This is a genomic window from Sinomonas notoginsengisoli, from assembly GCF_021554725.1.
Lineage (GTDB): Bacteria > Actinomycetota > Actinomycetes > Actinomycetales > Micrococcaceae > Sinomonas > Sinomonas notoginsengisoli.
In genome coordinates this window covers 98,012-124,542 of record NZ_JAIZDP010000004.1, presented here as the reverse complement: position 1 = coordinate 124,542, position 26,531 = coordinate 98,012, and the positions used below count along the sequence as shown (strand labels likewise).

Sequence of the window (26,531 nt, the reverse complement as noted above, 5' to 3'; positions counted from 1 at the left end):
ACCCTCACGCCCTAATCCGCACGCCGCGCGGGGTCGAGTAGGCGCCCGCACCGGTGAGGGCCCGGGCCAGTGGGGTGTCGAGGAGATCATGTCCGTTGACCTTCTCCATGGCCAACCTGTCCACCGCTCCGGCACGGACCACTCCCACCAGTGCCTCAGCCGCAGGTGCCAGCACGGATTCGTCCTCACTGAAGGCGAGGAGCGTCTTGCCGCCGCGCTCTACGTAGAGGGCGAGTGCGCCGTCGACCGTCACGACGAGGGCGCCGGCCTTCCTCCCCGGCCGGTGGCCGGTCGCGGCCCCAGGGACTTCCGGCCAGGCGAGAGCGGCGCCGTAAGGGTTTGCGGGGTCCGTGGCCGCGAGGGCGAGCGCGTCGCGCGGGGGTGCGGCGGCGGGCTCCGCGGCGAGGGTGTCGTCGCGCACGAACGTCCTCAGGCGGTCCACGGTGGCGGGGACGGCGAACTGGGCCGCGCCAAGCCGGTCCACGAAGTACCCGCGGCGGCACACGCCGGACTCTTCGAGCCGCGCCAGGACCTTGTACAGGAGGCCGAACCCACCCGGGACGTTCTCGGCAGTCACCGAGCCGCGAGTCAGCACGCCGTAGCGGTCCATCAGCAGCTGCGCTAGCGCGTGGGCCTTGACCGTCGTGTCGAGGTCCGGATGCGGCACTGCGGACCAGCGACCCACTGCCGTCGGCGGCGCGGCGGCAGAGGGCGGCTCGAATCCGTTCACGCCCACTGCGCCGAGGCGTCCCATTCGGGGCAGCCGTCCGCGGCGCAGGCTCCCGCCGTAGCCGTATGAGCGTACCCGGGGCGTGCGCGAGGGTTGCCGGTGTGCCGTGTGCCCGGCGTCGAGCATCGCCCGCACCGGGGCGAAGGTGTCCCCGGTGAGGCGCCCGGCCCAGACGAGGTCCCAGAGCGCCTGCAGGGCGGCCTCGTCGGAGAGCACGGCGTCCATCCCCCCGGCTGCCTCGGCAAGCTGACGGAAGAAGTAGCCGCCACCTCCGGCGAGGTAGTCGAGGATGCGCTGTTGCGCGGCGTCGGGTGTGAACTCCCCATCCGGCGCGAGGGTGAGGGCTGCCGAGTCGGTGAGGTGGAGGCTGACCCAGCCGTCGTTCCCGGGGATCGACCCGGCGCCCGTCCACATCACCTCGCCGCTGGCCATGAGCTCGTCCAGAATCGACGGCGCGTAGTCGGAGACGCGCGAGCGCATCACAAGGGACTCCCACGCGCTCGCGGGGATCGGCACGCCGGCGAGCTGGTCGACGACCGCCAGGACGCCGTCGTGGCCCTTGAGGGTGCCGCGCGGCTGGCTCCCGCGCACGCTCCCGATGTGCTGCCACGCCGCGAGGAAGCGCGCGAACGCCGATTGGTCCACGGGCTCGATGTCGGCCCGCAGCGCGGCGAGCGAGCGGCGGCGGATCTTCCGCAGCACCTCGGCATCACACCACTCCTCAGCGGGCGATGCCACCGACTCGCCTGAGCGCGGGCGGAAGGAGCCCTCGACCGCGCGACCGTCCGCGGCAAGCCGCTTGAGGGTGGTGTGCACGACGGCGACGCCCAGTCCGAGCCGGGCTGCGGCTTCCCCGGCGACGAACGGCCCATGCGTGCGGGCGTACCGCCCGACAAGGTCTCCGAGGGGATCGGCCACCGGCTCGATGAACGCGAGCGGAATGCCCATCGGCAGGGGCACGCCGAGAGCATCCCGGAGCCGCGCGGCATCCTCGATCGCGGCAAACCGCTCCACGCCGCCAACATTCACCAGAAGTGCCCGGCGGCCGGCAACAAGGTGCTCGAGATGAGCAGGCGCGCCGTCAGTGTCCTGGAGCCGCTCCGTCACCTCCTCGACTGACAGCGGCCCCAGCAGCCGCAGCAGGTCCGCTGCCCCTTCGAGTCCCTTGAGCTTGCGGTCCTCGGTGAGCCTCTGCAGTTCGCGTTCGGTCTGCTCGATGACCTTGGGGTCGAGCAGATCGCTCAGCTCCGCTCGGCCGAGGAGCTCGTTGAGCAGGGTCGAATCGAGGGACAGCGCGGCGGCGCGACGCTCGGCGAGGGGCGAATCGCCCTCGTAGAGGAACTGCGCAACATACCCGAAGAGCAGGGAGCGGGCGAATGGGGAGGGCTGCTGCGTGGTCGCCTCGACCAGCCGGAGTTCGCGGCGCTGCACCGCACCCGCGACGTCGCGCAGGCCCGGAAGGTCGTAGACATCCTGAAGGCACTCGCGCACGGCCTCAAGGATGATCGGGAACTGCGGGTACTTCTTGGCGACGTCGAGCAGCTGCGACGCCCGCTGGCGCTGCTGCCAGAGCGGCTGGCGCTTGCCAGGATTCGGGCGGGGGAGCAGGAGCGCCCGGGCGGCGCATTCGCGGAACCGTGCGGCGAACAGGGCGGATCCGCCGACCTCCTCGGTGACGATTCCCTCGAGCTCCTCGGGATCGAACACGAACAGCTCGGCACCCGGAGGCTCGTCTTCCATCATGGGCACCCTCAGCACGATGCCGTCGTCGGCGGCCATCGCCGAGCCGTCGAGGCCGTACCGTTCGCTCAGCCGCCGGCCGACTGCGAGGGCCCACGGCGCGTGCACGGGCATCCCGAATGGGGAGTGCAGGACCACGCGCCAGTCCCCGAGTTCGTCCTGGAACCGCTCGACCAAGAGCGTCCGGTCGCTCGGCACGATCGACGTGGCCTGCTTCTGCTCCTCCAGGTACTGCAGGAGGTTCCCGGCAGCGAAGGCGTCGAGCCCAGCTGCCTCGATGCGTTCCGTAGCGCGTTCGCGGTCGGCGCCGGAGACCTCGCGCTGGAACGCTCCGAGGGCGCGTCCGAGCTCGACGGGGCGGCCCACGCCGTCGCCCTTCCAGAACGGCAGCTTCCCGGGCTGGCCGAAGGCAGGGGAGACGAGCACGCGGTCATGCGTGATGTCCTCGATCTTCCAGCTCGTGGCCCCCAGAGCGAAGATGTCCCCGACACGCGACTCGTAGACCATCTCCTCGTCGAGTTCCCCGACGCGCCGCCCGCCGCGCGCCGCCTGCGCCGCCGTGCCAGATTCCTCCTCGGTCCCGACGATGTACACCCCGAAGAGCCCGCGGTCCGGGATGGTCCCGCCGGAGGTCACGGCGAGTCGCTGGGCGCCGGGTCGGCCCACAATGGTTCCTTCTGTGCGGTCCCAGACGATGCGCGGGCGCAGCTCGGCGAACTCATCCGAGGGGTACTTGCCTGAGAGCAGATCCAGCGTCGCCTCGAACGCCGAGCGCGGCAGAGTCGCGAACGGCGCGGACCGGCGGAGCGTGTCAAACCATTCCTCGACGTCCACGGGCCCGAGTGCTGTGGCCGCCACGGTCTGCTGCGCGAGGATGTCCAGGGGATTGGCGGGGAGGCGCAGGGCCTCGATCTGGCCCGCGAGCATCCGCTCGACGGTGATCGCGGTATGCACGAGGTCCGCGCGGTGCTTTGGGAACAGCACGCCCTGGGAGACTTCTCCGACCTGGTGGCCCGCGCGGCCCACGCGCTGCAGGCCGGACGCGACGGATGGAGGCGACTCGACCTGGATCACGAGGTCCACCAGGCCCATGTCGATCCCGAGTTCGAGGCTGCTCGTCGCGACCACGCAGCGCAGGCGCCCGGACTTGAGGTCGTCCTCGATCTGTGCCCGCTGCTCCTTCGAGACCGAGCCGTGGTGGGCGCGCGCGAGCACAGGGTCGGCGCCCGCTGTCTGGCCCGCCTGGGCCATCATCTCGGCAGGAGTGCGGGTCTGGTTCCGACGCCGCTCAACCACCGTGGACACGGCGCCTCCCGCCGTCGTGAGCCCGAGACCTTCGTCCCCTGGCTCCGCGGCGAGTGGCTCGTCCCAGACGCTCGGCTGCATCCGCTCGGCGTAGATCTCGTTGAGCCGGCCCGTGAGCCGCTCGGCGAGGCGACGCGAGTTGGAGAAGACAATGGTGGACCGGTTCGCGAGGATGAGATCGACGATCTTCTCCTCGACGTGGGGCCAGATGGAGGCGCTTGGCTGGAGCCCCGATGCCGGGCCCGTGTCGTGGGCAGCGGCAGCTGCGGCCAAGTCGCTCATGTCCTCGACGGGCACGGTGACCGTTAGCTCCCAGGTCTTGGCCGCGGGCGGTGCCACGACCTCGCATGGTGTCTGCCCGGCTAGGAACTGCGCCACGAGCTCCTTGGGCTCGACCGTCGCGGAGAGGCCGATACGCTGCGCGGGACGCCCCAGGACCGCATCGAGTCGCTCGAGAGTGACGGCAAGATGCGCGCCTCGCTTGGTCCCTGCGACAGCGTGGACCTCGTCCACGATCACCGTCTCGACCTGCGTGAGCGTCTCGCGCGCCTGGGAGGTCAGCATCAGGTAGAGCGACTCGGGTGTGGTGATGAGGATGTCCGGTGGGTTTGAGAGCAGCGCGCGCCGATCCGACGCCGAGGTGTCACCGCTGCGCACGCCTACACTCACCTCTGGCACCGGCACGCCCAGCCGACGCGCCGTCTGTGAGATGCCAATGAGCGGGGCGCGCAGGTTGCGCTCGACGTCCACCCCGAGAGCCTTGAGCGGGGAGATGTACAGGACCTTGGTGTGATTCTTGGGCGCACGACGGCGCCGCCCTCGGCCAGCCGCCGGATCGCCGCTGTCTTGGGCAGCAGGCAGATCGGTCCTGCCCAGCCCCGGCAGGGCGTCGCCGCGTCCAGCGCCCGGCACGCCTGACGCCTCAGCCGGGCGGGCGCCGTCGTGCGCGAGGAGTCTGTCCAGAGACCAGAGGAACGCCGCGAGCGTCTTTCCCGAACCGGTCGGAGCAACCACGAGCGCGTGCCGGCCCGAGGAGATGGCCTCCCATGCGCCGGCCTGGGCGGGCGTGGGGTCGCGGAAGGCGCCCAGGAACCACTCGCGTGTAGGCGCACCGAACCGGTCCATCACTGCCGCGCGTCCTGCCTGCTCCCGGGTCACGGCACCATCATCCTCTACCCCACCGACACTCCTCGCTCCGCCCGGTCCATCTCGAGCACTGGCTTTTATTTTTTTCTCGGGTATGGTCATGGATACAGGTATGCCGGTTTCGATTTTTTTTCGAGTAGGGAGCTGAAATGTCAGGAAAATCTCCGCGAAGTAGCAAGAACCTCAAACAGGGAAAGTCCATCAAGGAAAAGCGCGTCGAGAAGAAGGCGAAGTCGTCCGCGGATCAATTCCTTCCGTGGCGCCGCAAGGGCGCCCTCTGACAGTTCCACCTGGCTTCTGACGCTGGGCGCGCAGAGGGTCGGCCAGTAGCCGGATTCCGCGGTTTGCCGCGTTGAGTCACAGGTAAAGCTGCTGGCCCGGACGGCCGGAGAGCGTGCCGCGCTCCGGCCGTCCATCACGTTTCGGGGCGTTTCTCCAGGCCCCGGTTTTCTCGCAAGGCCCGGCATATCCTAGAAGGGCTGGAATGCCCGCAGCGTGAGCAGATGGATGTCCGCATTGCCGCAGGCCGTTGCGGGAGACGGAATGAACAGCGAGCCATAGTCCTCAGGCGGATATACCCGGTAACCGGCCGCATCCACCACTGTGCATCCTTGGAAATTGCGTGCCTGTCGCAGGCCGAAGTCCGCAGCACCGCTCTGCCCCGGCTGGAGGATGATGGGAACCACCGCAACGGAGGTGTCCCGGTCTGCCGGGGCCCCGATCGGTTCGCCCTCGGGCCCGTTGATGAGCGAGACGCCCGCAAAGCCCTGCAGGAGGCAAGGGGCCTGGGAGACGTTCTTGAGCGCAATCTTGGCGTACACAGTCCCGGCCGCCCCGCCGGCCCCAGGCTGGATGCTGCCCTCGAGCTGGGTCGAGAGGCACCGCGCTGTGCCTCCCGCCGCGGGCGTGCTCGGCGTCCCGCTCGGCGAGGCCGGGGCAGTGCTCTCGCCCGAGGAAGCACTGGACGTGGGGGTTTGCGACGGGCTCTGCGACGGGCTCTGCGTGGAACTGGAGGACGCGCTCGACGACGCCGACGAGGCGGTCGGCGCCGCCCCTCCCGATCCGCAGCCAGCCAACCCCGCTGCCAACACGAGCGGGGAGGCGAGGACGAGGGCACGCCGAATCCGTTTCATGGGTCCCACCATTCACTCCCGCCACACTGCCGTCAAGGCGCAATGCCGTTCTGAGCGGGTCACGCTTCGGCAACATGCCCAGCCGTAGCCCTGACGTGCCGGCCGCGGCGCGATGGGGCCGGACCGGGGCGACGTCAGGCCTTGAGGGCTCTCCTCCGGACGAGCGCAATGCTGACGAGGATTTACTGCGCGGGCTGCACCCCGTCCTGTGGGGGCGGTGGACCGGAGGCCGGAGCTGGCCCCGCCGCCGCCGCTCGCCTGGCCGCCCAGGCAGCGGCCGCCGTCGTACTCGCGATGGTCACGAGGGCGCCGAGCAGGAGCGCAGAGTCCTCCCCAGGCGCGAGGGCCCCCACGGTGCGGCCGATCGTCGCCGCGGCGACCGGCACGCCGAGCTGGGCCGCCGAGCCGATCGCGAACGGAAGCGGCAGCCCTATGAGCCGATTGAGGGAGTGAGCCACTACGGCACCCAGACCCAGCAGGACGCCGAGGAGGATCATCTGGGGGTGGCCTCCGAGCTGGCGGAGGTCGATCGAGGCCCCAAGCCAGACGAAGAAGACCGGCCCGAGGAAGCCGTCGTTGACGGCGAACAGCTGGCGCGCAAGCCGCCGTGGCTCGCCTACTGCGGAAACGGCCAACCCGAACGCGAACCCCGCGAGCATGATCGAGACGTGGGTGAAGGCGGCCAGCCCCGCGAGCGCGAAGAGGATCGAGAGCTGGATCCGCAGCTCGAGGGCGAACTTGCGCTCCTCGGAGAAGTCATGGAGGCGCTCCCTCGAACCGTTGTTCTCGAAGCGCCTCAGGAACGCCCAGAGCACGACGGCGGATGCGGCCACCGCGCCCGCACCGGCGGCCTTCGGGCCAGCGTTGGCCGGATCGATGGCGAGGGGGAGGGCCACGATCGCCGCGACGTCCGCGAGGGCCACCTGCGCCGTGAGTTCGAGGACGGTCCGTCCGGTCAGCTTGAGCGAGGTGACGATGGGGAGGACGAGTGCGGCCGAGGACGAGGCGATCAGCACGACGTACAGGGGGGCGTTGTGCGAGGCGAAAAGGAGAGCGATTCCGATGCCGATGGCGGTTGCCACCGCGGTCGTGAGGACCATGCGGAGAGCTCCCCTGCCCACCGCGGCCCGGATGGTCCGGTCCCGCATGGGGACATGGGTGCCGGCTACGAACATCATGAGCGCGAAGCCGATGTCCGCGAGGAACGTCAGTGTCTCGTCCCCGGCGTTGACCCAGTCCAGGATGGACTTGCCGACAATGACGCCTGCGATGAGTTCCCCGAGCACGAGAGGCAGGTGCCACGAGCGCTTCGCGGCGAGTGCGGGTCCCACGAGGGCGACGATGCAGATCAGTGAGAGTTCGAAGAAGGACACGCCCGCGCGTCCTCACGCATTCCGGGTAGGGAAGTCTGCGACCTTGACTGGGATATCTGTGTTCTCGTCTGTGTGGTAGCTAGCGCACACCCGGTGGTACCCGTCCGCTATGTGCAGCGGCACCCCAGAGACGAGGTCGCCGCGCACCAGCAGGATGGGGGACAGCTTCTCGCCCTTGTGGATCTTCGCCAGGTCTGAGCGGACGTGGGCATTGGACTCGTCGAGCAGGTCCAGACGTGAGGCGCGCAGGATGTCCTTCGCCTTCTGCACGGTGACGGGCGCCTTGCGCAGGGCCTTCACGACCAGCTTGACGTCCTGCGGCGGCACGAGTAGCGAAAGGTAGGCTGCCGCGGCCGGGTAGTCCTGATCCTCCGGCTCCTTGAGCCATTTGACCGACATCGGCACTCTCCGTTCCCTGACGTGTGGCCCGTATCATACGTCAGCACTGGTTCCCTAGGTCGGGGCGCGCCCTGTGCGCGGTGAAAATGATGTCATCCCGAGGTCGTGGCCCTCCCCGGATGCTGCGCGGGCTTGCTGCGGCCTCGTTCGCGACCCTTGCGGCCCTCCTGTCCCACAGCTCGGGCGGCCGACCCTGTGGCGGCCGCCGCTGGGGATCGGCGTCAGCCAGCTGCTCTTCTCGCGCCTCACGGCAGTGCACCCCGGCTCGCAACCTGCGGCGCGTTCTCAGCCCTGAGCCATCCATGCATCGTGCGGAGGCCTACGCCGGCCCGGTCCGCCAGGTTCTGGACGGTCAAGCTATAGAAGCTGCGCTGGGTGTTCATGACGCGTGCGGGCCGCACGAGTTGTGGTGAAGTCATGCGACCACTCTGGCGTAAACCGTCCGGGTTGAGCAGGTTATCCCCATGCCCTATTTCCCTTGTCGGAGCGTGGGGCAAATTGGCGGCGTGCCGGTCCTACGATGGATGGCATGGACTATGACGGAATTGCCGACTTCCCCGACTGGCCGCTGAACATCCTGTCTATGGTTGAACTGGGCTTCGTGGAGCTCTGAGGACAACGAGCGACCCCCGACTCGTTGTGAGCCGGGGGTCGTCCCGTGCCGCCTGGGTCCTATTCCGAGAGGTGCCCAAACGGCACGACGGGAGCATGACTAAGGCCCCCACTTCCCTGTGATTCCGGGGCCGTGGGGGCCTTCGTGCTGGGCGGTGGTGGAGGGATTTGAACCCCCGTTGGCTTTTACACCAAACATCATTTCGAGTGATGCACCTTCGGCCGCTCGGACACACCACCAGCAGGCATTTACTTTACCGGCATGTTCCCGCCACTCCAAACCGCGGCGCTGGCCTCGCCTCGATTGGGGGAGACCCACGCGGCACGAAGCGCCGGACGACCCCTGCACCAGAACGATCGACACCGGAGGCGTTCGCGCGTATGGCTCGTCGCCGAACCGCCTCGTGGGGAGCCCGCTAGCCCACGCCTGAGACATAGGCGGTCGCCGTCCACAAGTGTGCCAGGGCATACGCCCTGAAAGGTCTCCAAGCCTCGGCACGATTCGCCGCGGCCCGGCTGGTGATCCCGCCGAGGGCGCGTCGGAGCACGAGGTCGCCGGGCGTGAAGGCGTCCTGATTCCCGGTGCGCACCTCGATGTAGTCGGCCGTCCACGGGCCGACTCCGGGAAGACCGAGAAGTTCGTCTCGTGTGAGGGGCAGCGTCTGACCGCCTCGGGGATGGCCCCGCTCTGAGAAGGCACCCGCGACGGCCTTCACTGTGCGCGCCCGGGACTCCGTCAGCCCAATGGCAGCGCGCATCTGCGCGACATCAGCTGCTGCAAGAGTCTGGGAGTCGGGAAACTGACGCAGGCCGGAGGGCCCCGGTGCGCCGTATGCTGCGACGAGCCGCCCCGCAAACGTCCGTCCAGCGGCGAGCGAAACCTGTTGCCCGAGGACGGTCGTGACGGCCGTCTGGAACGAGTCCGTTGTGCCGATGACGCGTAGCGCTGGACGGGCCAGCACAAGCGGCCTGAGGAGTGGGTCGCGAGCGAGGATGGAATGGACCCGAACGAGGTCCGCATCCAAGTCAAGCCAGACTCGGATTGCGCCGAGGACCGGCTCGTCCGTTGCCGAGATGCCCTGTCCAACTACGTCCACCCCGTCAGCGCCCAGGTGAACGGATACCGCGACCGGACCTTGAACCGTGTGGATGAGGCGTTGGTGTGTGGCATTCTCGGAGTCAGTGCGTTCGGCGGCGGGAACGGTGTGTGCAGCCAAGCTCGCCACCATCGCTCGTGGCTCAAGTCCGTCCTCCGCGAGAAGGCGCACGGGCACGTCAGACAGTTCGGGTTGCGACTTCGCCCCTCTGCCGCGCATTACTGCCGTATCGCCTTCCACCGAGCCCCTCTCCACTTTGTCCGCTAAACCTGCGTGAGGGGCCATACGCCCGAGCTTCCGCGCCGATGGCTCCCCACGAGATGGGTATCGATGATGCCTACCGCCTCCATCAGGGCGAACATTGTGGTGGGGCCGACGAAGGCGAACCCTTTCCTGCGCAGGGCCTTCGACAGTGCAACAGACTCAGGGGACGTCGAAGGGATCTCGGCGAACGATGCCGGAGCGGGCGTCTCGGGCGGCTGGAAGAACCACACGAACTCTACGAGCCCTCCTTCCCGGCGCAGCGCGATGGTGGCCTTGGCATTCGTGATCGCGGCGTTGATCTTCGCCCGGTTGCGGACGATGCCCGGATCGAGCATGAGCCTCTCGACATCGTCCTCGGTGAACAGCGCCACGGCGTCCGGATCGAAGTCGGCGAAGGCGTTTCTGAAGGCGGGCCGCTTGCGGAGGATGGTCGCCCACGACAGACCAGCCTGGAAGCCCTCAAGGCAGATGCGCTCGTAAAGGCCCTGTTCGTCCCGGATCGGCATGCCCCACTCGGTGTCGTAGTACTCGCGCATGAGAGCATCCGAGCCGGCCCACGAGGGTCTGGCCAGCCCGTCCTCACCTGTGATGAGTGCCGCCTCGCTCATGGTGTTCCCCTTTCCCGCCCAGCTTCAGGCAAGTCCCGTCACGCGGAGTGTGATGTTAATACGCCCGGACGGGAGCCCGCACGCGGCGGGTGCCGTTCCCGGAAAGGTCTTCATGACGCCATGGAACGAGAGCCGCGCGGGGCCGCCGAACACAAACAGGTCTCCGGACGCGATGGTGATGTCTTCGTAGGGCCTCGTCCGGGTGCCGGTGTTGCCGAAGCGGAACAGGCAGCTGTCGCCGACGGAGAGGGACACGACCGGTGCCCGCGAGAGTTCGTCCCTGTCCTGGTGCATGCCCATCCGCGCCGACTCGTCGTAGAAGTTCACAAGTGCGGTGTCCGGTGTGTAGTCCTCGCCCTCGGTGCTCTGTCCGTAGGCCTCGGCGACGGCGAGGCGGCCGACCCGCGCCAGCCACTCCGGGAGTGGCAGAACTCGGGCGCCATTGACGTCGGTGGCCTCACGCGTGTACCGGTACGGCTGCCAGTGCCAGCCCAGGCAAAGGGTCCTGACCGACATCTCGTGGCCACGCACGCTCGCAGCCCGGAGCGGGACCGGTCCCGCGGACCACTCGTGGAATCGAGCGGTAATCCAGGCTTGCTGCGGGAGACTGAGCCAGCCCGGGACGTGCACTGCGCCCGGGCTGAGCTCGCGGCGAGGCCGCTCCAACAGCTCGTCGCCGAAGAGTGCCGTATTCACGCTGCCGCCTCGAGAGCGAGGAGCGCGGTCTTCGCCTCAAGGCCTCCGATGTACCCGCCCAGGCTCCCGTCGGAGCGGAGCACACGGTGACACGGCACCACCACCGGCAGGGGATTCGTGGCGCAGGCGGTGCCGACCGCCCGGACGGCCTTGGGGTTGCCTACCGCGCGCGCAACCTCCGTGTAGCTCTCCGTCGCACCGAACGGGATGATCTCGAGATGGGCCAGGACCGTTCGCCGGAACCCGCCGGAGAGGCTGAGATCGAGCGGGAGGTCGAACTGTGTGCGAGTGCCGGCGAAATATTCCTCCATCTCACGGGCGGCGGACCCCAGCCGCTCGGGTGCCTCGAGGATCCGGGGGCTCAGCCTGTCGGAGAGCACCTGCAGGACCGTGTCGAGGCCCTCCCGCTCGTAGGCCACCCGGACCAGTCCCCGTTCTGTCGCCGCAATGAGAAGGCGCCCCACGGGCGAATCGATGATCCGGTAGGCCACATCAAGCAGGCCCTCACGGCTCGCTTCCGCGGCCAGCGAGCCGCGGAGCTTGGCGAGAACCTCCGGCGCGATGGCGGCCAGATGGGGAGAGAAGGCAAGATCGACGGCCCCGGGGCCTCGCTCTGGCATCTCAGGGGTGTTCATGGCGGTCTCCTTCCGGCTGGTCAGCCGTGACGAGGATACGAAGCTTCTTGAGCCCGTCCGCTGCCGCGCGACGGGCGGCAGCGGGCGTGCCGCCGACGATCCCGGCAATCTCCCCGAAGGGGAGATCCGCCAGATAACGGTACGCGATGACCCTGCGCTGCTTGTCGGGCAGCCGGGCCACGTGAGCCCAGACGCCGTCTGCTGGCGGTGACGGATTCCCCAGCGGAGATGTGCTGTCGGGAACTCTGTCAACGGGAACGGGCCGGCGGACTTCCGCGCGGACTGAGTCCAACGATCGCCGGTGCGCAATCGTGACGAGCCAAGCCTCGACGTTGGCGTCGACGGGCAGGTCTGGATACGCGCGGAGCGCGGAGATGAAGGTCTCCTGCCACACGTCGTCGGCGTCCAGCGGGCCGACGACGGCGCGGCACACCCGCAGAACCGTCGGTCCATGGAGATCGACGATCTTCTCGAAGGGCTGTTTGGTGTCCATCACTATGCAGACGCTGCAGGGGCCGGAAGTGTGAGGTCGGACGGCATGATCCCGACCATCATTCCACCGAAGGGCCCACGCTGGCGTACACGACGGTGGGGCAACCCTTGACGCTCCTCATGCGCGGGGAAAGACTGGGGCCCGCGGCCTGCCTAGGGCCCGAAATCACCCACTGTCGAGGAGGCTCCATGCGCGCCGTCGTCTTCGAGAACTGGCAGACATTCCCGGTCCTCAAGGAGGTGAACAGGCCTACGCCGGGACCCGGCGAGGTCCTGCTGAAGGTGGCCGGTGCCGGTGCCTGTCACTCTGACGTGGCCGTCTACAACTTCCAGGAGGGCGCTCCAGGCTCCGTCAAGCCCGCCTTCACGCTCGGCCATGAGAACTCCGGCTGGGTCGAGGAACTCGGCCCCGGCGTCTCCGGCATCACGGTCGGAGACGCGTTCCTCGTCTACGGGCCCATCGGCTGTGGGCACTGCAAGGCCTGCTCGCGAGGCCAGGACACCTACTGCGAGAATGTGGCCGAGATGCCCTACCTCGGCATCGGGCTCGGCAGGGACGGGGGCATGGCCGAGTATGTGACCGTCCCCGTCCGCAATCTCGTGCCGCTCGGGGACGCCGACCCTGTCGATGCCGCGCCGTTGGCGGATGCTGGCCTGACCCCGTACCACGCCATCAAGCTGGCGCTGCCCCATCTCAACGGCGGCGGACGCCACGCCCTCGTCATAGGACTCGGCGGACTCGGCCAGATCGCCGTGCAGATCCTCAAGGCCCTCACAGGGGCCACCGTGATCGCGACGGACATGAAGGAGGACGCGATGCGGATGGCCGAGGCCAACGGGGCGATCACCATTCCGGGCACCGAGGGGCAATCGGAACGCATCCTCGAGCTCACCGGCGGGAAGGGCGTGGATGCGGCCTTCGACTTTGTCGGCGCGGGCCCCACGATCAACCTTGCCGCCTCGGTGATGGCGAAGCGCTCACGGCTCACTGTAGTGGGCATCGCCAACGGCTCCCACGAGTGGAGCTTCTTCACGACGCCGTACGAGTCGACCATCACCAACACCTACTGGGGCACCATCGAGGACCTCCACGAGGTCGTGGCCATGTACCGTGCTGGCCAGATCGCCCCGCAAGTCCAGCGGTTCTCCCTCGATCAGGCCCTGGACGCGTACCGGAAGCTCGAGGCCGGTGAGGTCAGCGGGCGGGCAGTGGTGGTGCCCCACGCGTGACGGCCCGGGCTAACGGTGCCCGGCGAAGAATTCCCGCAGGATTGCCCCGCACTCGTCCTCGAGCACGCCCGGGTACACCTCGACCCAGTGGTTGAGCCGGCGCTCGCGGAGGATGTCGAACACGCTCCCCGCGGCCCCCGCCTTCTCGTCCCACGCGCCGAACACAACCCGCGGGATCCGAGCAAGCACGATCGCCCCCGCGCACATTGCGCACGGCTCGAGCGTGACCACGAGCGTGCAGTCGGCCAGCCGCCAGCCCTCGCCGGCGCCGTCGTGCGCCAGGGCTGCCGCCGCGGCGCGGATTGCCTGGAGCTCGGCGTGCGCGGTCGGGTCGCCGAGTGCTTCCCGCTCGTTGCGGCCAGCGGCGAGCAGCTCCCCGGCCGGCCCGACCACAACCGCGCCGATGGGCACATCTCCCGTCCTGCGGGCACCTTCGGCCTGCTCGAGGGCGAGTCGCATCCACGCTTCATAGAGGTCGTCCTGAGCAAGCGGGTCGAGCGGTTCTCCGGGGGCGGGCATGGCTCCAATGATAGGTTCGCCCCTGACGAGGAGGTGGGCCCGCCGTGCAGGGGAAGAGAAGGCCGCTGCAGCGCGTCGTCGAGGGTCTGGCGCGCTGGCTGGGCCCGCACGCCTCCATGTGGACGCTCCTTGCCCTGGGGCTCGCGCTCTCCCTCGGCTTCTCGTGGGCGGGCGGGGAGGTGTACGAATCCGTGGTCGAGAAGGGCTCTCTCGCAGCCATGGACCAGCCGGTCCTCGCCGAGGCCGTTGCCCTGCGCAGCCCGTCCCTGGACGCCGCCGTCACGGCCTTTACGAACCTCGCGGGCGGGGTGGCCGCCCCGATCATCGCGGTGGTGGCGATGGTGGTCCTGGCGGTCTGGATGCGGCACTGGCGGCCTCTCGTCCTCGTTCCGGCCGCGGGCGTCGGATCCCTCCTCATGACCCTGTTCGGCAAGCAGCTCGCCGGCCGTGCCCGACCGCCGCTGGACCTCGCCGTCCCGCCGTACGAGTACTCGGCCTCCTTCCCCAGCGGCCACACGCTCAACGCGACCGTAATCGCCGGCGTGGTCGTGTACCTCATCTGCCTCAGGCTCCGCCGCGCGTGGGCGCGGGCGGTGACGATCACGGTGGGCGGGCTGTACGCGTCTGCGGTGGGCTTCTCGCGCGTGTTCCTCGGCCACCACTGGCTCACGGACGTCATTGCCGGGTGGCTCCTGGGATGCGCGTGGCTGACAGTGGTCATCGTGGCCCATCAGGTCTTCCATCTCGTGCGGCATTCGCGGTCCACACCGGGTTCCGCGAAGGGCGCGCACGACGGCGGCGGGGAGCTGCCGCCGTCGTCCTCCTCCCGGCCGGGGTGAGCTGGGGTGAGCCGTGAACGCACGGCTGGTAGGTTCTCTGCCATGCGAACTCTCGTCGTCGAGCACCCCTTGGTCGCCCACAAGCTGACCGTCCTGCGGGACAAGAACACGCCCAGCCCCGTCTTCCGGCAGCTGGCCGAGGAGCTCGTGACCCTCCTGGCCTACGAGGCCACCCGTGAGGTGCGCACCGTGCCGGTTACGATCGAGACCCCGATCGCCAAGACCGTGGGAACGGCCTTCACGAAGCCGACCCCGCTCGTCGTGCCGATCCTGCGGGCCGGCCTGGGGATGCTCGAGGGCATGGTCAAGCTCGTCCCCACCGCCGAGGTCGGGTTCCTCGGCATGGCCCGCGACGAGGAGACCCTGGACATCGTCACGTACGCCGAGCGCCTTCCCGAGGACCTGACGGGGCGCCAGGTGTTCGTGCTCGACCCGATGCTTGCCACCGGCGGGACCCTGAGGGAGGCCATCACGTTCCTGTTCCGCCGCGGTGCGAGCGACGTGACGTGCATCTGCCTGCTCGCGGCACCGGAGGGACTGGCCCGGCTCGAGGAGGGCCTTGGGGACGCGAACGTGAAGATCGTGCTCGCCTCGATCGATGAGCGGCTCAACGAGAAGGCCTACATCGTGCCCGGCCTCGGTGACGCCGGCGATCGCCTCTACGGCCTCGCGAAGTAGCCGCCGCCGACGCCCGTCAGCGGAAGGTGCCGCGCGGCGTCCTCTGCCCCTAGCGTGGAGGCATGGATTGGAAACTCGAACTGGCCTTCATCCCCGTCAGCGACGTCGACCGCGCGATCGACTTCTATGTCAACAAGGTGGGTTTCCACCTCGACTACGACCAGCGGGTCAACGAGCATCTGCGTTTCGTGCAGATCACCCCGCCGGGCTCGGCCTGCTCGATCGCATTCGGCGAGGGGTTGTCTCCGAACCCCCCGGGCACCTCGGCCCTGCAGATCGTGGTGGGGGACATCACCCAAGCCCATGACGAGCTCGCCTCCCGCGGGGTCCCGGTCAGCGACGTCCAGATCCTGGACTGGGGCCACTTCGTGAACTTCGAGGACCCGGACGGCAACCGCTGGGCTATCCAGTACCTGCCGAACCGCCCCAACGGCTGAAGCGCTAAGCGCTGCCCTTCGGGCTCAGGACCGAGGAGAGGTCGTAGCTGACCGGTTCCTCAAGCTGGTCATATGTACATGACTCCGGTGTCCGGTCCTCGCGCCACCGGGCCCACTGGGCGGTGTGGCGGAATCGCTCGCCCTCCATATGGTCGTATCTGACCTCGACCACCCGCTCCGGTCGCAGCGGGACGAACGAGAGGTCCTTCTTCGCGTTCCAGCGCGAGTGCGCGGCAGCGGTCGGCGTGCGCGGCGTCGACTGGTCGCGGTTGTCCGGCGTCGTCTCGGCCGGCTGCGCCCACGCCCACGGGTGGCCCTCGAATGTGGTGACGAGTGGCTGGAGCTCCGCGAACAGTTCCCGCCGGCGGCCCATCGGGAACGCCCCGATGACCCCCACCGAATTGAGCTGGCCCGCGTCGTTGTACAAGCCCAGAAGCAGCGAGCCGATCGCGTCGGGCTCGTCCTTGTACAGTCGGTAGCCGGCCACGACGCAGTCCGCCGTCCGCTCGTGCTTGAGCTTGGACATGACCCGTTTGTCCTCGGCGTACGGCTCATCGAGCGGCTTGGCGACCACGCCGTCGAGTCCCGCGCCCTCGAATCTGCTGAACCACTCCATCGCGAGCTCGGGATCGCCGGTTGCCTGAGTGAGGTAGACCGGAGGCCTGGCGTCCTTGAGGGCCTCTTCGAGGGCCGCGCGCCGCTCGCGGAACGGCCGCTCCACGAAGTTGGTCTGGCCCAGCGCGAGGAGGTCGAACGCCACGAAGCTCGCCGGCGTCGCCGCGCTCAGCTTCGCGATGCGCGAGGCCGCCGGATGGATGCGCTGCTGGAGGGCGTCGAAGTCGAGCCGGTCGCCAGTGACCGCGTCCACGAGCACGATCTCGCCGTCGATGACCGAATGGTCCGGGAAGTTCGCCACGATGGCGTCGACGAGCTCTGGGAAGTAGCGCGTCATGGGCAGGGCGTTGCGCGATCCGATCTCGACCCGCTCTCCGGAGCGCCACACGATCGAGCGGAAGCCGTCCCACTTGGGCTCATACAGGAAGTCGCCGACCGGGAGCTTCTTGACCGGCTTGGCCAGCATCGGCCCGTAGGGGGGCGCGATCGCAGTGCCCCACTCGGCGTCCCGCTCCGCCTTTGGGGCCATGTATTCCTCGTCCGCGCGGTCGGCCTTGCGCTTGCTGGGGGGCACGCGCGGGGGCTCGCCCGGCATCTTGGGGTAGTCGGGCGGGAAGTTGAGCTCTCCCAGCCCGCGCTCGAGGTCCTGCTCCCACAGGGCCAGCGCGCCGCGGACGTCGGCCGCCGTGGCGTCGATGTCGGCCCAGGGGCAGCCCCGCGTGGCCAGGAGCGCGGGGACTGTGCGGACGGTGAAGTCGCGCGGATCGGCGTCGTCCAGCTCGTCCCACGTCAACGGAGTCGAGACGGGGGCGTGCGGCAGGGGCCGCGGAGAATAGGCGGCAGCGATCGTCCTGTCCCTGTTGGCCTGGTTGAAGTCCACGAAGACCCGCTCGCCGCGCTCCTCCTTCCACCACGAGGTGGTGACCAGCTCCGGCAGGCGCCGCTCCAACTCGCGGGCGATTCCGATGACGGCATGCCGCACATCCTGGAATTCGTGCGTGGGCCGGATGCGCGCGTACACGTGAACGCCCCGGTTTCCCGAGGTCTTCGCGAAGGCCGTGAGGCCCGCCTCGGCCATGACTTCCCGGAGGGCGTGCGCAGCGGTGACGGCGTCGCGGAAGACGCGCCCGGGCTGGGGATCGAGGTCGATCCGCAGCTCGTCGGGATTGTCCAGATTGGCCGTCCGCACCGGCCACGGGTGGAATGTGATGGTTCCCATCTGCGCCGCCCACGCGAGCGCTGCGGGCTCGTCGAACACGAGTTGGTCGTGACGCCGGCGCGAGGGGTAGGTGCAGGTCACCGTCCTGAGGTAGGGGGGCGCGCCCCTCGGCGGCCGCTTCGAGAAGAACTCCTCGCCGTCGATCCCCTCGGGAAAGCGCTGCAGCGTCATGGGCCGATCGCCGTTGAGCTGCAGGAAGGGGGATGCCGCCGAGACCAAGTAGTGGGCGAGATCGCGCTTGGTCAGCGGTTCATTGCCCTCGACAGCGGGCCACAGCACTTTGTCGGGGCTGGTCAGCTTGACCTCCCGCACACCGTTGGGGCCGTCCACCTGCAGGATTTCAGAATCCGCCATGGGGCCAACCGTAGCTGCCGCACCCGCCGTTGCGGCACCCATTGCTCACCCGAGCCTGTAGACCGTGGCGCCTCCGATGCTCTGGGCCGTGTAGTTCGCCTCGATCCACGCTGCAATCTGCCGCGCCGCATCCGAGCCGGAACTGCCCTGCATGAGGGTCGCGGCGATGAACCAGTGGACCTTCCCCTGGGCCACAAGGTCTTGGAACTGGGCGAGCGTGGGCGACGGGTCGGTTCCGTTGAACCCGCCGAGGGCCATCACGGGCAGGCCCGACGCGAGCTGGTAGCCCGCGGCGTTGTTGGACCCCACCACCGCGGCGGCCCACGTGTACTTCGAGGCGTCCGCCGCGAGGGCCGCGACGACCTCGGACGACGGCGCGCTGGCACCCAGGAGGCCGCCCACACCTCCGCGGCCACCCGTACCGCCGGCGAAGCCGCCCTGCCCGAAGCCCCCGGCCCCGGGACCACTGGTCCCCTGGCCGAGCTGTCCCTGGATGAACTGCCGTTGGTTCTGGAATCCGCCTCGCCCGAACCCCGAGGAGGGCCCGGCGCTCACTATCGCACCGGTGTGCGCGGTGGACACGGTTTGGGCGGTGAATGCGAAGGGCCCGGCGAGGCCCGCGACGATGGAGAGTGCCGCCGTCGTGCGTGAGGCCCAGCCGTCCCAGCGGGGTGCGAGCCGCACACCAAAGCCGTAGGCGCCGACGGCGAGGGCCGCGAGTACCCCCGCCACCGCGACCACCGGGGCGAGCCACGGCGCGAATCCTGCGGGGCGGCCAAGCAGGGCGGCCCCCGTCAGGCCCCCGGCGAGGACTGCAAGGCCAAGCGCCACCGCATCGAAGCGCGCGCGGCGGCGATGCCACAGAATCCCGCCGCCGAGTCCAACGAGCGCCGCGATTCCGGGTGCCAGGGCCACCGAATAGTACTCATGGATGATCCCCGCCATGAGGCTGAACGTCAGCCCCGTGACGAGGACCCACCCGCCCCACACCAGAACGGAGGCGCGCACAGCATCGGTCCGGGGCGCCCGCCGGCCCGCCCACAGCACTGCCGCACCCAGGATGAGAGCCCCGGTGAGGAGCCACGCGATCTGGCCGCCGAACGAGTCGGAGAACAGGCGAGCCAGTCCCGGCTGTCCCCAGCCGGTGCGGCCTCCCACCGAGCCGACCTCGTTGCCGTCGATTCGCCCGAGGCCGTTGTACCCGAACGTGAGCTCGAGGATCGAGTTGGTCTGGGAACCGCCGATGAACGGGCGCGCGCTGGAGGGGGTGAGCTCGACCGCGAGGATCCACCACCCCGCGGCGGCCACCATCGCGGCGAGTCCCGCCGCGAGGTGCGCGAGCCGGCGCCCGAGCGAATGCGGGGCCGCCCACAGATATGCGAGGCCGAACCCCGGCACCACGAGCAGCACCTGGAGCTGTTTGGTGAGGAACCCGAAGCCAAGGAGCGCCCCGGCGGCGACGAGCCAGCGAGCCTTTCCCTCCTGGACCGAGCGCACCACGCCGTATCCCGCCCCGGTCATCAGCAGCACCAGCAGCGCATCGGGATTGTTGAACCGGAACATGAGGGCGGCTACGGGGGTCAGGGCGAGCACGACGGCGGCGACGAGTCCCGCGCGGTGGGCGGCGGCCTCGCTCCCGGTCGCCGGGCAGACGGCCCTGCGCACCGCGAGGTACAGGAGCCAGGCCGTGGCCACGCCCATCAGTACTTCGGGGACGAGGATCGACCACGTGCTCAGGCCGAAGACCCGCACGCTCACGTCGGTGACCCACAGCGAGGCGGGCGGCTTGTCCACCGTGATGGAGTTGCCCGCGTCCGAGGAGCCGAAGAAGAATGCCTCCCAGTTTTGGCTGCCGGCCTGCGCCGCCGCGGAGTAGAACGCATTGGCCCACCCGTTTGCGGACAGGTTCCACAGGTACAGGATCGCGATCGCCGCGAGCACCGCCACGAGCTCGGCCCGCCGGCGCAAGGCACCCGGGACGGAGGCCGTGACCGCAGGCCGCGGCCTCCAGACGGTGGCTCCCAGTTTGGCTCTCAGGCGGGGGAGACGGGACTGGCGCCGAGCCGCAGGCGCAGACGAGGACTCGTATTCGAGGGTGCCCGTCATCGTCCCACCAGCCTGTACACGGTTGACGAGCCTACGGTCTGCGCCTGGAAGTTCGCCTGGACCCACTGGCTGATCGCTGAGGTGTCGCTGCCGCCGCGCCCGCCGAAGCCGCCGCCCGCGACGTAGTACGTCACCTCGCCCTTGGCCACCATCGCCGTGAACTCGTCGAGGCTCGGGTACGGGTCGCTGCCCGTGAAGCCGCCCATAGCGATCACATTCGTGGAGGAGGCGAGCTCGAGCGCCGCGGCGGTGTTGGAGCCGTTGGTCGCCGCAGACCACTTTGTGGTGGTCTGCTGCAGGAGCGCCACGAGCTCGCTCGAGGCGGAAGCGCCGCCGCCGAACCCTCCGCCAGGCTGCCCTGGGGCGTCTCCGGGGAGGCCGCCGGGGGCATCCGGGGAGGCGTCACTGCGGTCTGCGCTGGTGCGGTCGCGGACCTGCCCGAACCCTGCGCGGGCCCCGAACCCATCGCCGCCGGACGGGCCCGAGGTGGGGATCGCGCCGCTGTGGCCTACTGAGGCCGTGGCGACGGTGAACGCCGTCGTGCCGAGCCCGCCGGCGAGGAGGGCAGTGACAGCGAGGGCCACCGCCCCCGCGCGGAACCTGCCCGCGCCGACGCGGTCGAGCCGTGCGAGGAAGCCGAGAGCGGCAAGGACACCGAGGACCACGACAGCCACGCGCAGCCACGGGAGCCAGGAGGAATCGCCGCCGAGCAGCACGGCGGTCCAGATGCTTGTACCGAGCACCACGACGGCGAGCACGATCCGCGAAGGCCAGTACGCCCGCCCGCGCCATAGCTCTGCGGCGCCGATGCCCACGACCCCGGCGATTCCGGGAGCGAGCGCGATCGCGTAGTAGTTGTGCACCGTCCCCGTCATGAATGAGAAGACGAGGGCGGTGAAAATGGTCCAGCCGCCCCAGATCACCAGAGACGCGCGGACGCGGTCTGTGCGCACCGCCCGCCGGGTGAACCAGAAACCGGCCACGAGGAGGATGAGCGCGGCGGGCAGGAGCCAGGAGATCTCGGTGCCGAAGGTTGTGCCGAACATGCGCGTGATCCCCGCCGCTCCGCCGAAGCCTCCGCCCGGGCCTCCTCCGCCGGGTGCGCCGCCGGTGAATCCGCCTGCCGGGAAGCCGCCTGTGGCAGCATCGCCGGCGGCAGCAGCGGCGTCGGACGCGCCGTCCCGCGCTGCGCCGCCGGAGCCAGCACCGCCCCGGTTGCCGAAGATGCGCGCGAGCCCGTTGTACCCGAAGGTGAGCTCGAGGAAGCTGTTGGCCTGCGACCCGGCCATATAGGGCCGCACGTTCGTGGGGGTGAGCGTGAACGCGGCGATGTAGGCTCCAGCGACGGCGACGAGGCCGGCCACCGCGCCGAACAGGTGCACGATCCGCCGGCGCAGCGTGGTGGGCGCCGCCCACAGGTAGGCGAGGCCGAGAGCGGGGACGATGATGAGCCCAGCGAGCATCTTCGTGAGGAACGCGATGCCAAGGACGGCACCCACTCCCACGAGCCACGGCCAGCCCGCCTTCTCGATCGCCCGCACGGTCATGTAGGCCGCGAGGACGAGGCAGAACGTGAGCATGGCGTCGGGGTTGTTGAACCGGAACATGAGCGCCGCGACCGGGGTTGCCGCGAGCGTGGCTCCAGCGACGAGGCCTGCGGCGGGCCCGCTGACCCGCTTGAGGGCCGCGTACACCAGGGCCACCGAGGCCACACCCATGAGGGCCTCGGGCAGGAGCATCGTGAAGGAGTTGAACCCGAAGATTCGGCCCAGGAGTCCGGGGATCCAGAATGCGGCCGGGGGCTTGTCCACGGTGATCGCGTTGCCAGCGTCGAGGGAGCCGAAGAACCATGCCGTCCAGTCCTTGCTGCCGGCCTGGATGGCCGCGGCGTAGAACTCGTTGGCCCAGCCGGAGTTCGTCAGGTTCCACAGGTACAGGAACGCCGAGGCGACGACCAGCCCGACTGCGGACGGTCGGGCCCAGCGCGGCTGGCCGGTGCCGAAGGCCAGGCGGCGCCATCCGAGGCTGCCAGCGCCGGTGGTGAGCGCACGACGGCGGGAGGCGGCCGCCGTCGTGCGCTCACCGCTCGTGCCGGGAGGGAGAGTGCGGGGAGGTGGCGTGTCGACGCTCGCACCGGAGTCGGAGCTGAGGGAGGTGGTCATCGGAAGCCCTTTCTGGGGTCACGTTCTGGGTCAGCTTCTGGGTCCGCCTCACGCGCGTCACGGGCGCCGGCGGAATACCCAGCGCCGGAAGAGGTGGAACCTGACGGCGGTCGCGGCGAGGTTCGCGAGGATGAGGACCCCGAGCTCGAGCCCTGTCGCCGGGGTGGCAATCGTGTGTATCCACGCGAGCGCACCGGCCGTGAGGGCCCAGCCCATGCCGAAGACGGCGAGCCCCTCGACGTGGTGCCGCCCGAGCCCCTGGACGCCGAGGACGCCGAAGGTGAAGCGCCGGTTCGCGGCCGTGTTCGCCACGGCCGTGATGAGCAGGGCGACCACGTTCGCGGCCTGCGCGTCCATGAACTCCCGGCCGAGCACGTACAGGGCCGCATAGGCCAGTGTCGAGGCGACGCCGATCGCGCCGAAGCGCGCGAGCTGGCCGAAAAGGCCCTGCCGCCGGCCCGTCTCCCCGGTGCGCTCGCGCGCTGGCAGCGGTCCGCGGGCAACGGTCGCGCCGAGCTCGGCGAGTGGGATGCGGCCGCGGGTCAGGTCCGTGGTGAGCCGGTACATGCCGCGCAGGTCGTCGAGGGCCGTGCGGACCACGTCCACCGTGGAGTTGGGGTCTTCGGTCCAGTCGACGGGGACCTCGTGGCAGCGCAGGCCGCAACGCTCGGCCAGGATGAGGAGCTCGGTGTCGAAGAACCACGCGGTGTCCAGAGTGTGGGGGAGAAGCTGCTGCGCGACGTCGGCGCGGAGGGCCTTGAAACCGCACTGTGCGTCCGAGAACCCGGCGCCCATCAGGGAGTGCAGCAGGAAGTTGTACGAGCGCGAGACGAACTCGCGCTTGGGGCCGCGGATCACGCGGGATGTGCGGGCGAGGCGCGTGCCGATCGCGAGGTCCGAGTGGCCTGAGAGCAGCGGGGCCACGAGCGGGCCGATCGCGGCCAGGTCAGTGGAGAGGTCCACGTCCATGTACGCCAGGACTGGCGCGTCCGAGGCGAGCCACACGCGCCGCAGCGCGTTGCCACGTCCCTTCTGCTCCAGGTGCACTGCGCGGACCTCGGGCAGTTCGCGGGCCAGGCGCTCGGCCACGCGCAGCGTCGCGTCGGTTGAGGCGTTGTCTGCGACCGTGATGCGGAAGCCGTGCTCGAATGTGCGGCTCAGGTGGGCGTGGAGTCCGCGCACGCACTCCTCGAGGTCCTCCTCCTCGTTGTACACCGGGATGGTGATGTCCAGAACCGGGATGCTGGCGGCGTCGTGTGCGGACGCATCGATCTCGATGCCCGGGCGGAGCCGGGGGAGGGAACGCTGAGGGACGACGGCGGCCGCCGGCTGTGCGGCAGGCTCACCGGAGCCGGTGGTCGGGGCCGTAGCGGCTGTGCCCGTGAGGGCCGGGTCGGTGAGCGTCATGCACTGACTCTCCCGGGCCAGCTTTGGATGCTCATTGCGAGATGCTGTGCTCGGGCTGTGAGCTGCTTCCGAGGTGCAGGCCCGACCTCCCGGCCGCGGCACCCTGGCCTCGGCGCCAGGATTCGGCCGAGCACGAATCCTTTCAGGGCCGTCGGAGGGCAGGCTTAGAGTTTCCCTGTGATGCGCAGCACTGCAGGGAGGGGCCTGACGCGATGAGCCGCCGGGCCTGGATCCTCTTCGTGGCCATGAGCCTCATCTGGGGCGTTCCGTACCTGCTGATCAGCCAGGCCGTCGCCGAGGTGAGCCCCGCGGTGGTCGTGTTCGCGCGGACGGCGATCGGCGCCATCGTGCTTCTCCCCTTCGCCCGCCGGGGTATGCGCATCGTGTGGGAGCACCGCTGGCCCGTGCTCGCGTTCGCGCTGCTCGAGATGGTGGGGCCGTGGTTCCTGCTCAGCGACGCCGAGCGGTTCATCACGAGTTCCTTGGCGGGGCTTCTCATCGCGTTCGCACCTGTGCTCGCGCTCGTGGTCGCGCGGATCATCGGGCTCGAGAAGCGGATCGGGCGCGGGAGGATCGTGGGTTTGGTGGTCGCTGTCGGGGGAGTGGCTGCCCTGGGTGGGGGCGGGATGGAGGCCTCGGGCCCCTGGCCGGTGATTGAGATGATGCTCGTGGCCGTCGGCTATGCGGTCGCGCCGCAGGTCGCCGCCACCAGGCTGCGGGACGTGCCCGCTCTGCCCCTGACAGCGGTATGCCTGAGCGTGGCCGCGCTCGTCTCGCTGCCGTTCGCAATCACGACGTGGCCGTCCGAGCCGCCCTCGGCCCTGGCCACCGGCTCACTCGCGCTCCTCGGCCTGCTGTGCACGGCTCTCGCGTTCCTGCTGTTCTTCCGCCTCATCGCCGATGCCGGTCCCGCACGGGCCACGGCGATCGCATACGTCAACCCGGTGGTGGCCCTCGCGCTCGGGGTCACCCTCCACGGCGACCCGCTCACGCCGCTCATCGGCCTCGGCGCGGTCCTCGTTCTCGCGGGCGTGTTCATGGCCACGCGCCGGAGTGCGTCCGAGGCGGAGCCGGCGCCGAGTGGCCTCGAGCGGACCCGGTCGGCAACGCCGACCTGAAGGAGAACGATGTCACAGCATGACGAGCACTGACGTGCCCCAGAACCTCGGCGGCGCCTGACGTGCCGAGCGTCCACTACCCGGCCGGCGCGGGCGCCTGTGCTGCGGCGGCCGGCAGGTACACCGCGAACTCGGTCCGGCCGGGCCGCGAGCTGAGGTCGATCGTCCCGCCGTGCGCTTTGACGATCGCGTCCACGATCGAGAGCCCGAGTCCCGCGGAGCCCTCACCGCCGGCCGTGCGTGCCTTGTCGGCGCGGGTGAACCGGGCGAACACGGCGCCCTGGAGGTCTGCGGGGATGCCCGGCCCGTCGTCGGTCACGGTCAGCACGGCGTCGCCCCGCGCAGATCTGCCCGCTGAGGCAGTCACCGTGGTACCGGCAGGGGTGTGCTTGCGCGCGTTGCTCAGCAGGTTCACCAGCACCTGGTGCAGCTTCGCGCCGTCCGCGGTGATCTCCAACGGCTCCTCGGGGAGGTCGAGCCGCCAGACGTGGTCCGGGGCGATCACCTTCTGGTCCGTCACGGTCTCCACGAGGAGCTGCGTGAGGTCAACCGGCTGGCGCTTGAGCGGCTGCCCCTCATCGAGCCGGGCCAGCGTGAGGAGATCCTCGACGAGCCGCGACATGCGCAGGGACTGCGTCTCAACACGCCCCAGCGACTCGGCGCCCTGCTCCGAGAGCCTCTCCGTGAGGCGCAGCATGTCCGTGTAGCCGCGGATGGCGGTGAGCGGCGTGCGCAGTTCGTGGGAGGCGTCTGCGACGAACTGGCGCACCTTCATCTCCGAGGCCTGCCGCGCCTCGAGCGCGCCGGCCACGTTGTCCAGCATTCGGTTGAGCGCATTCCCCACCTGCCCCACCTCGGTTCCCGGGTTCGCGGCCGCCTCCGGAACGCGCACCGCGAGGGCCACCTCGCCGGCGTCGAGCGGAAGCTGGGCCACCTGGCCCGCCACCTGCGAGAGCTGATCGAGGGGCTTCATGGTGCGGCGGATGATGATCGTGCCGAGCAGCCCGACGAGCACGAGTCCGCCGAGCGAGACGATCACAGTGGTCAGCACGAGCGATCCCAGCGTTGCCTGCACTGCTGCGAGCGGGAGGCCCGTCACCACCACATCGCCGTTGGCGACCTGGACCGCGACAAGCCTGAACGATCCCGCGCTGAGCCGGCGGTCGACCGCGTTGGGCAGTTCGCTGCTCGGTGGCGCACCGGGCGTCTGGCTCACGACGGGGAGCGACGCGAGCGCCTCGGCGTCGGACTGGGTGATGGACACAATCTTTCCCTCACCGTTCCGCAGACCGCTCGTGAGGAGGACCCCGTTGCTGACCCGGGCGTTGAGGGTCCCGGCGCCCTGGCCCGGGGCATCCAGAGGGTCGCGGCGGAGGCCGCCCGAAGGCGAGCCGAACTCGACGGCGCGGCGGCTGGCCTGGGCGAGCTGACCGTCGAGCTGCTGCGTGAGCACCCGGTCCATGGCCGCGTACAGGAGTATGCCCACGACGGTGCAGATCCCCACGAGCAGCAGTGTCGTTACGGCGACGAGCTTGGTCCGCAGGTGCCATGTGTCGAGGTGGAGCCAGCTGTGCCCCGAACGCGGCTCCGCGCCCGAGAGCTTTCCCAAGGTCAACC

At 69.7% G+C, this 26,531-nt stretch carries 24 protein-coding genes and 1 tRNA gene; 8 read left to right on the top strand and 17 right to left on the bottom strand.

Features of this window, described 5'->3' with window-relative positions; all coding sequences use genetic code 11:
• Positions 1–4: 4 nt before the first annotated feature.
• A complete protein-coding gene (locus tag LF262_RS09360) occupies positions 5–4,900 on the bottom strand; it encodes an ATP-dependent helicase (protein ID WP_235780177.1) in 4,896 nt (1,631 codons plus the stop codon).
• 170 nt (positions 4,901–5,070) lie between these two features.
• Between LF262_RS09360 and LF262_RS16945 the strand changes: the two genes are divergently transcribed.
• Positions 5,071–5,202: a hypothetical protein gene (locus LF262_RS16945; protein ID WP_268933734.1), complete on the top strand. Its 132-nt coding sequence runs from the start codon at positions 5,071–5,073 to the stop codon at positions 5,200–5,202.
• A gap of 189 nt (positions 5,203–5,391) precedes the next feature.
• Here LF262_RS16945 and LF262_RS17110 read toward each other — a convergent pair whose 3' ends face one another.
• The gene (locus LF262_RS17110) at positions 5,392–5,742 is read right to left on the bottom strand and encodes a DUF4232 domain-containing protein (protein ID WP_235780033.1); all 351 of its coding nucleotides are present in this window, start codon (positions 5,740–5,742) and stop codon (positions 5,392–5,394) included.
• Here LF262_RS17110 and LF262_RS17105 point away from each other — a divergent pair.
• Positions 5,720–6,142 carry a hypothetical protein gene (locus LF262_RS17105; protein ID WP_235780032.1) on the top strand — a complete coding sequence of 141 codons (423 nt, stop codon included), beginning with the start codon at positions 5,720–5,722 and terminating at the stop codon, positions 6,140–6,142. The genes LF262_RS17110 and LF262_RS17105 overlap by 23 nt on opposite strands.
• Before the next feature lie 94 nt (positions 6,143–6,236).
• Here LF262_RS17105 and LF262_RS09345 read toward each other — a convergent pair whose 3' ends face one another.
• From LF262_RS09345 to LF262_RS09335, 3 genes are all read right to left on the bottom strand, one after another.
• Positions 6,237–7,427, bottom strand: coding sequence for a cation:proton antiporter (locus tag LF262_RS09345; RefSeq protein WP_235780031.1), 1,191 nt, complete (start codon positions 7,425–7,427; stop codon positions 6,237–6,239).
• Between the two features lie 12 nt (positions 7,428–7,439).
• Positions 7,440–7,826: a hypothetical protein gene (locus LF262_RS09340; protein ID WP_235780030.1), complete on the bottom strand. Its 387-nt coding sequence runs from the start codon at positions 7,824–7,826 to the stop codon at positions 7,440–7,442.
• Between the two features lie 245 nt (positions 7,827–8,071).
• On the bottom strand, positions 8,072–8,245 hold the full coding sequence (locus LF262_RS09335) for a hypothetical protein (protein WP_235780029.1): 174 nt from the start codon (positions 8,243–8,245) through the stop codon (positions 8,072–8,074).
• A 101-nt stretch (positions 8,246–8,346) separates the two neighbouring features.
• On the opposite strand from LF262_RS09335, the gene LF262_RS17225 reads away from it, so the two are divergent.
• Entirely contained in the window at positions 8,347–8,439 is a 93-nt protein-coding gene (locus tag LF262_RS17225) for a PE-PPE domain-containing protein (RefSeq protein WP_372462758.1), read from the top strand.
• 152 nt (positions 8,440–8,591) lie between these two features.
• Here the strand turns inward: LF262_RS17225 and LF262_RS09330 are convergent.
• The 6 genes from LF262_RS09330 to LF262_RS09305 form a co-directional block, all read right to left on the bottom strand.
• Positions 8,592–8,678, bottom strand: a tRNA-Ser gene (locus tag LF262_RS09330).
• Between the two features lie 176 nt (positions 8,679–8,854).
• Positions 8,855–9,667, bottom strand: a complete 813-nt coding sequence (locus tag LF262_RS09325) for a DNA-3-methyladenine glycosylase family protein (RefSeq protein ID WP_235780176.1) — start codon at positions 9,665–9,667, stop codon at positions 8,855–8,857.
• Positions 9,668–9,798: 131 nt separating this feature from the next.
• Entirely contained in the window at positions 9,799–10,407 is a 609-nt protein-coding gene (locus LF262_RS09320) for a DNA-3-methyladenine glycosylase I (protein ID WP_235780028.1), read from the bottom strand.
• Positions 10,408–10,431: 24 nt separating this feature from the next.
• Positions 10,432–11,103 (bottom strand): alpha-ketoglutarate-dependent dioxygenase AlkB family protein, encoded by a 672-nt coding sequence (locus LF262_RS09315; RefSeq protein WP_235780027.1) that lies wholly within the window; start codon positions 11,101–11,103, stop codon positions 10,432–10,434.
• Complete coding sequence (locus tag LF262_RS09310; protein WP_235780026.1) at positions 11,100–11,738, bottom strand: methylated-DNA--[protein]-cysteine S-methyltransferase; 639 nt, start codon at positions 11,736–11,738, stop codon at positions 11,100–11,102. Before LF262_RS09310 ends, LF262_RS09315 begins: the two co-directional genes overlap by 4 nt.
• Entirely contained in the window at positions 11,725–12,231 is a 507-nt protein-coding gene (locus tag LF262_RS09305; protein WP_235780025.1) for an RNA polymerase sigma factor, read from the bottom strand. The genes LF262_RS09310 and LF262_RS09305 overlap by 14 nt, the downstream gene beginning before the upstream one ends.
• A 188-nt stretch (positions 12,232–12,419) precedes the next feature.
• Here LF262_RS09305 and LF262_RS09300 point away from each other — a divergent pair, with 188 nt between their 5' ends.
• On the top strand, positions 12,420–13,460 hold the full coding sequence (locus tag LF262_RS09300) for an NAD(P)-dependent alcohol dehydrogenase (protein ID WP_235780024.1): 1,041 nt from the start codon (positions 12,420–12,422) through the stop codon (positions 13,458–13,460).
• 9 nt (positions 13,461–13,469) lie between these two features.
• Here LF262_RS09300 and LF262_RS09295 read toward each other — a convergent pair whose 3' ends face one another.
• Positions 13,470–13,979 (bottom strand): nucleoside deaminase, encoded by a 510-nt coding sequence (locus tag LF262_RS09295; protein WP_235780023.1) that lies wholly within the window; start codon positions 13,977–13,979, stop codon positions 13,470–13,472.
• Between the two features lie 44 nt (positions 13,980–14,023).
• Between LF262_RS09295 and LF262_RS09290 the strand changes: the two genes are divergently transcribed.
• The 3 genes from LF262_RS09290 to LF262_RS09280 all read left to right on the top strand — a co-directional run bounded on the left by LF262_RS09290 (position 14,024) and on the right by LF262_RS09280 (position 15,933).
• Positions 14,024–14,818 (top strand): phosphatase PAP2 family protein, encoded by a 795-nt coding sequence (locus LF262_RS09290; RefSeq protein ID WP_235780022.1) that lies wholly within the window; start codon positions 14,024–14,026, stop codon positions 14,816–14,818.
• Positions 14,819–14,860: 42 nt separating this feature from the next.
• Positions 14,861–15,496 carry a uracil phosphoribosyltransferase gene (gene upp, locus LF262_RS09285; RefSeq protein WP_235780021.1) on the top strand — a complete coding sequence of 212 codons (636 nt, stop codon included), beginning with the start codon at positions 14,861–14,863 and terminating at the stop codon, positions 15,494–15,496.
• A 62-nt stretch (positions 15,497–15,558) separates the two neighbouring features.
• On the top strand, positions 15,559–15,933 hold the full coding sequence (locus LF262_RS09280) for a VOC family protein (RefSeq protein ID WP_235780020.1): 375 nt from the start codon (positions 15,559–15,561) through the stop codon (positions 15,931–15,933).
• Positions 15,934–15,937: 4 nt separating this feature from the next.
• On the opposite strand, the gene LF262_RS17100 is transcribed toward LF262_RS09280, so the two are convergent.
• The 4 genes from LF262_RS17100 to LF262_RS09255 are packed head-to-tail and all read right to left on the bottom strand — an operon-like array spanning position 15,938 to position 23,796.
• On the bottom strand, positions 15,938–18,121 hold the full coding sequence (locus LF262_RS17100) for an ATP-dependent DNA ligase (protein ID WP_308190514.1): 2,184 nt from the start codon (positions 18,119–18,121) through the stop codon (positions 15,938–15,940).
• A 45-nt stretch (positions 18,122–18,166) separates the two neighbouring features.
• Complete coding sequence (locus LF262_RS09265; protein WP_235780019.1) at positions 18,167–20,227, bottom strand: mannosyltransferase YkcB-related protein; 2,061 nt, start codon at positions 20,225–20,227, stop codon at positions 18,167–18,169.
• Entirely contained in the window at positions 20,224–22,389 is a 2,166-nt protein-coding gene (locus tag LF262_RS09260) for a glycosyltransferase family 39 protein (protein WP_235780018.1), read from the bottom strand. The genes LF262_RS09265 and LF262_RS09260 overlap by 4 nt, the downstream gene beginning before the upstream one ends.
• A gap of 57 nt (positions 22,390–22,446) precedes the next feature.
• A complete protein-coding gene (locus LF262_RS09255; RefSeq protein WP_235780017.1) occupies positions 22,447–23,796 on the bottom strand; it encodes a bifunctional glycosyltransferase family 2/GtrA family protein in 1,350 nt (449 codons plus the stop codon).
• Positions 23,797–24,008: 212 nt separating this feature from the next.
• Here LF262_RS09255 and LF262_RS09250 point away from each other — a divergent pair, with 212 nt between their 5' ends.
• Positions 24,009–24,914, top strand: a complete 906-nt coding sequence (locus LF262_RS09250; RefSeq protein ID WP_235780016.1) for a DMT family transporter — start codon at positions 24,009–24,011, stop codon at positions 24,912–24,914.
• Between the two features lie 76 nt (positions 24,915–24,990).
• On the opposite strand, the gene LF262_RS09245 is transcribed toward LF262_RS09250, so the two are convergent.
• Entirely contained in the window at positions 24,991–26,523 is a 1,533-nt protein-coding gene (locus tag LF262_RS09245) for a sensor histidine kinase (protein WP_235780015.1), read from the bottom strand.
• Positions 26,524–26,531: the final 8 nt, after the last annotated feature.

Bases quoted from the DNA above. Each gene is read 5' to 3' on its own strand.
- LF262_RS09360 (WP_235780177.1), bottom strand. From the start codon at position 4,900: ATGGACCGGTTCGGTGCGCCTACACGCGAGTGGTTCCTGGGCGCCTTC.
- LF262_RS16945 (WP_268933734.1), top strand. From the start codon at position 5,071: ATGTCAGGAAAATCTCCGCGAAGTAGCAAGAACCTCAAACAGGGAAAG.
- LF262_RS09340 (WP_235780030.1), bottom strand. From the start codon at position 7,826: ATGTCGGTCAAATGGCTCAAGGAGCCGGAGGATCAGGACTACCCGGCC.
- LF262_RS09335 (WP_235780029.1), bottom strand. From the start codon at position 8,245: ATGACTTCACCACAACTCGTGCGGCCCGCACGCGTCATGAACACCCAG.
- LF262_RS17225 (WP_372462758.1), top strand. From the start codon at position 8,347: ATGGATGGCATGGACTATGACGGAATTGCCGACTTCCCCGACTGGCCG.
- LF262_RS09325 (WP_235780176.1), bottom strand. From the start codon at position 9,667: ATGGTGGCGAGCTTGGCTGCACACACCGTTCCCGCCGCCGAACGCACT.
- LF262_RS09320 (WP_235780028.1), bottom strand. From the start codon at position 10,407: ATGAGCGAGGCGGCACTCATCACAGGTGAGGACGGGCTGGCCAGACCC.
- LF262_RS09310 (WP_235780026.1), bottom strand. From the start codon at position 11,738: ATGAACACCCCTGAGATGCCAGAGCGAGGCCCCGGGGCCGTCGATCTT.
- LF262_RS09305 (WP_235780025.1), bottom strand. From the start codon at position 12,231: ATGGACACCAAACAGCCCTTCGAGAAGATCGTCGATCTCCATGGACCG.
- LF262_RS09300 (WP_235780024.1), top strand. From the start codon at position 12,420: ATGCGCGCCGTCGTCTTCGAGAACTGGCAGACATTCCCGGTCCTCAAG.
- LF262_RS09295 (WP_235780023.1), bottom strand. From the start codon at position 13,979: ATGCCCGCCCCCGGAGAACCGCTCGACCCGCTTGCTCAGGACGACCTC.
- upp (WP_235780021.1), top strand. From the start codon at position 14,861: ATGCGAACTCTCGTCGTCGAGCACCCCTTGGTCGCCCACAAGCTGACC.
- LF262_RS09280 (WP_235780020.1), top strand. From the start codon at position 15,559: ATGGATTGGAAACTCGAACTGGCCTTCATCCCCGTCAGCGACGTCGAC.
- LF262_RS17100 (WP_308190514.1), bottom strand. From the start codon at position 18,121: ATGGCGGATTCTGAAATCCTGCAGGTGGACGGCCCCAACGGTGTGCGG.
- LF262_RS09265 (WP_235780019.1), bottom strand. From the start codon at position 20,227: ATGACGGGCACCCTCGAATACGAGTCCTCGTCTGCGCCTGCGGCTCGG.
- LF262_RS09260 (WP_235780018.1), bottom strand. From the start codon at position 22,389: ATGACCACCTCCCTCAGCTCCGACTCCGGTGCGAGCGTCGACACGCCA.
- LF262_RS09255 (WP_235780017.1), bottom strand. From the start codon at position 23,796: ATGACGCTCACCGACCCGGCCCTCACGGGCACAGCCGCTACGGCCCCG.
- LF262_RS09250 (WP_235780016.1), top strand. From the start codon at position 24,009: ATGAGCCGCCGGGCCTGGATCCTCTTCGTGGCCATGAGCCTCATCTGG.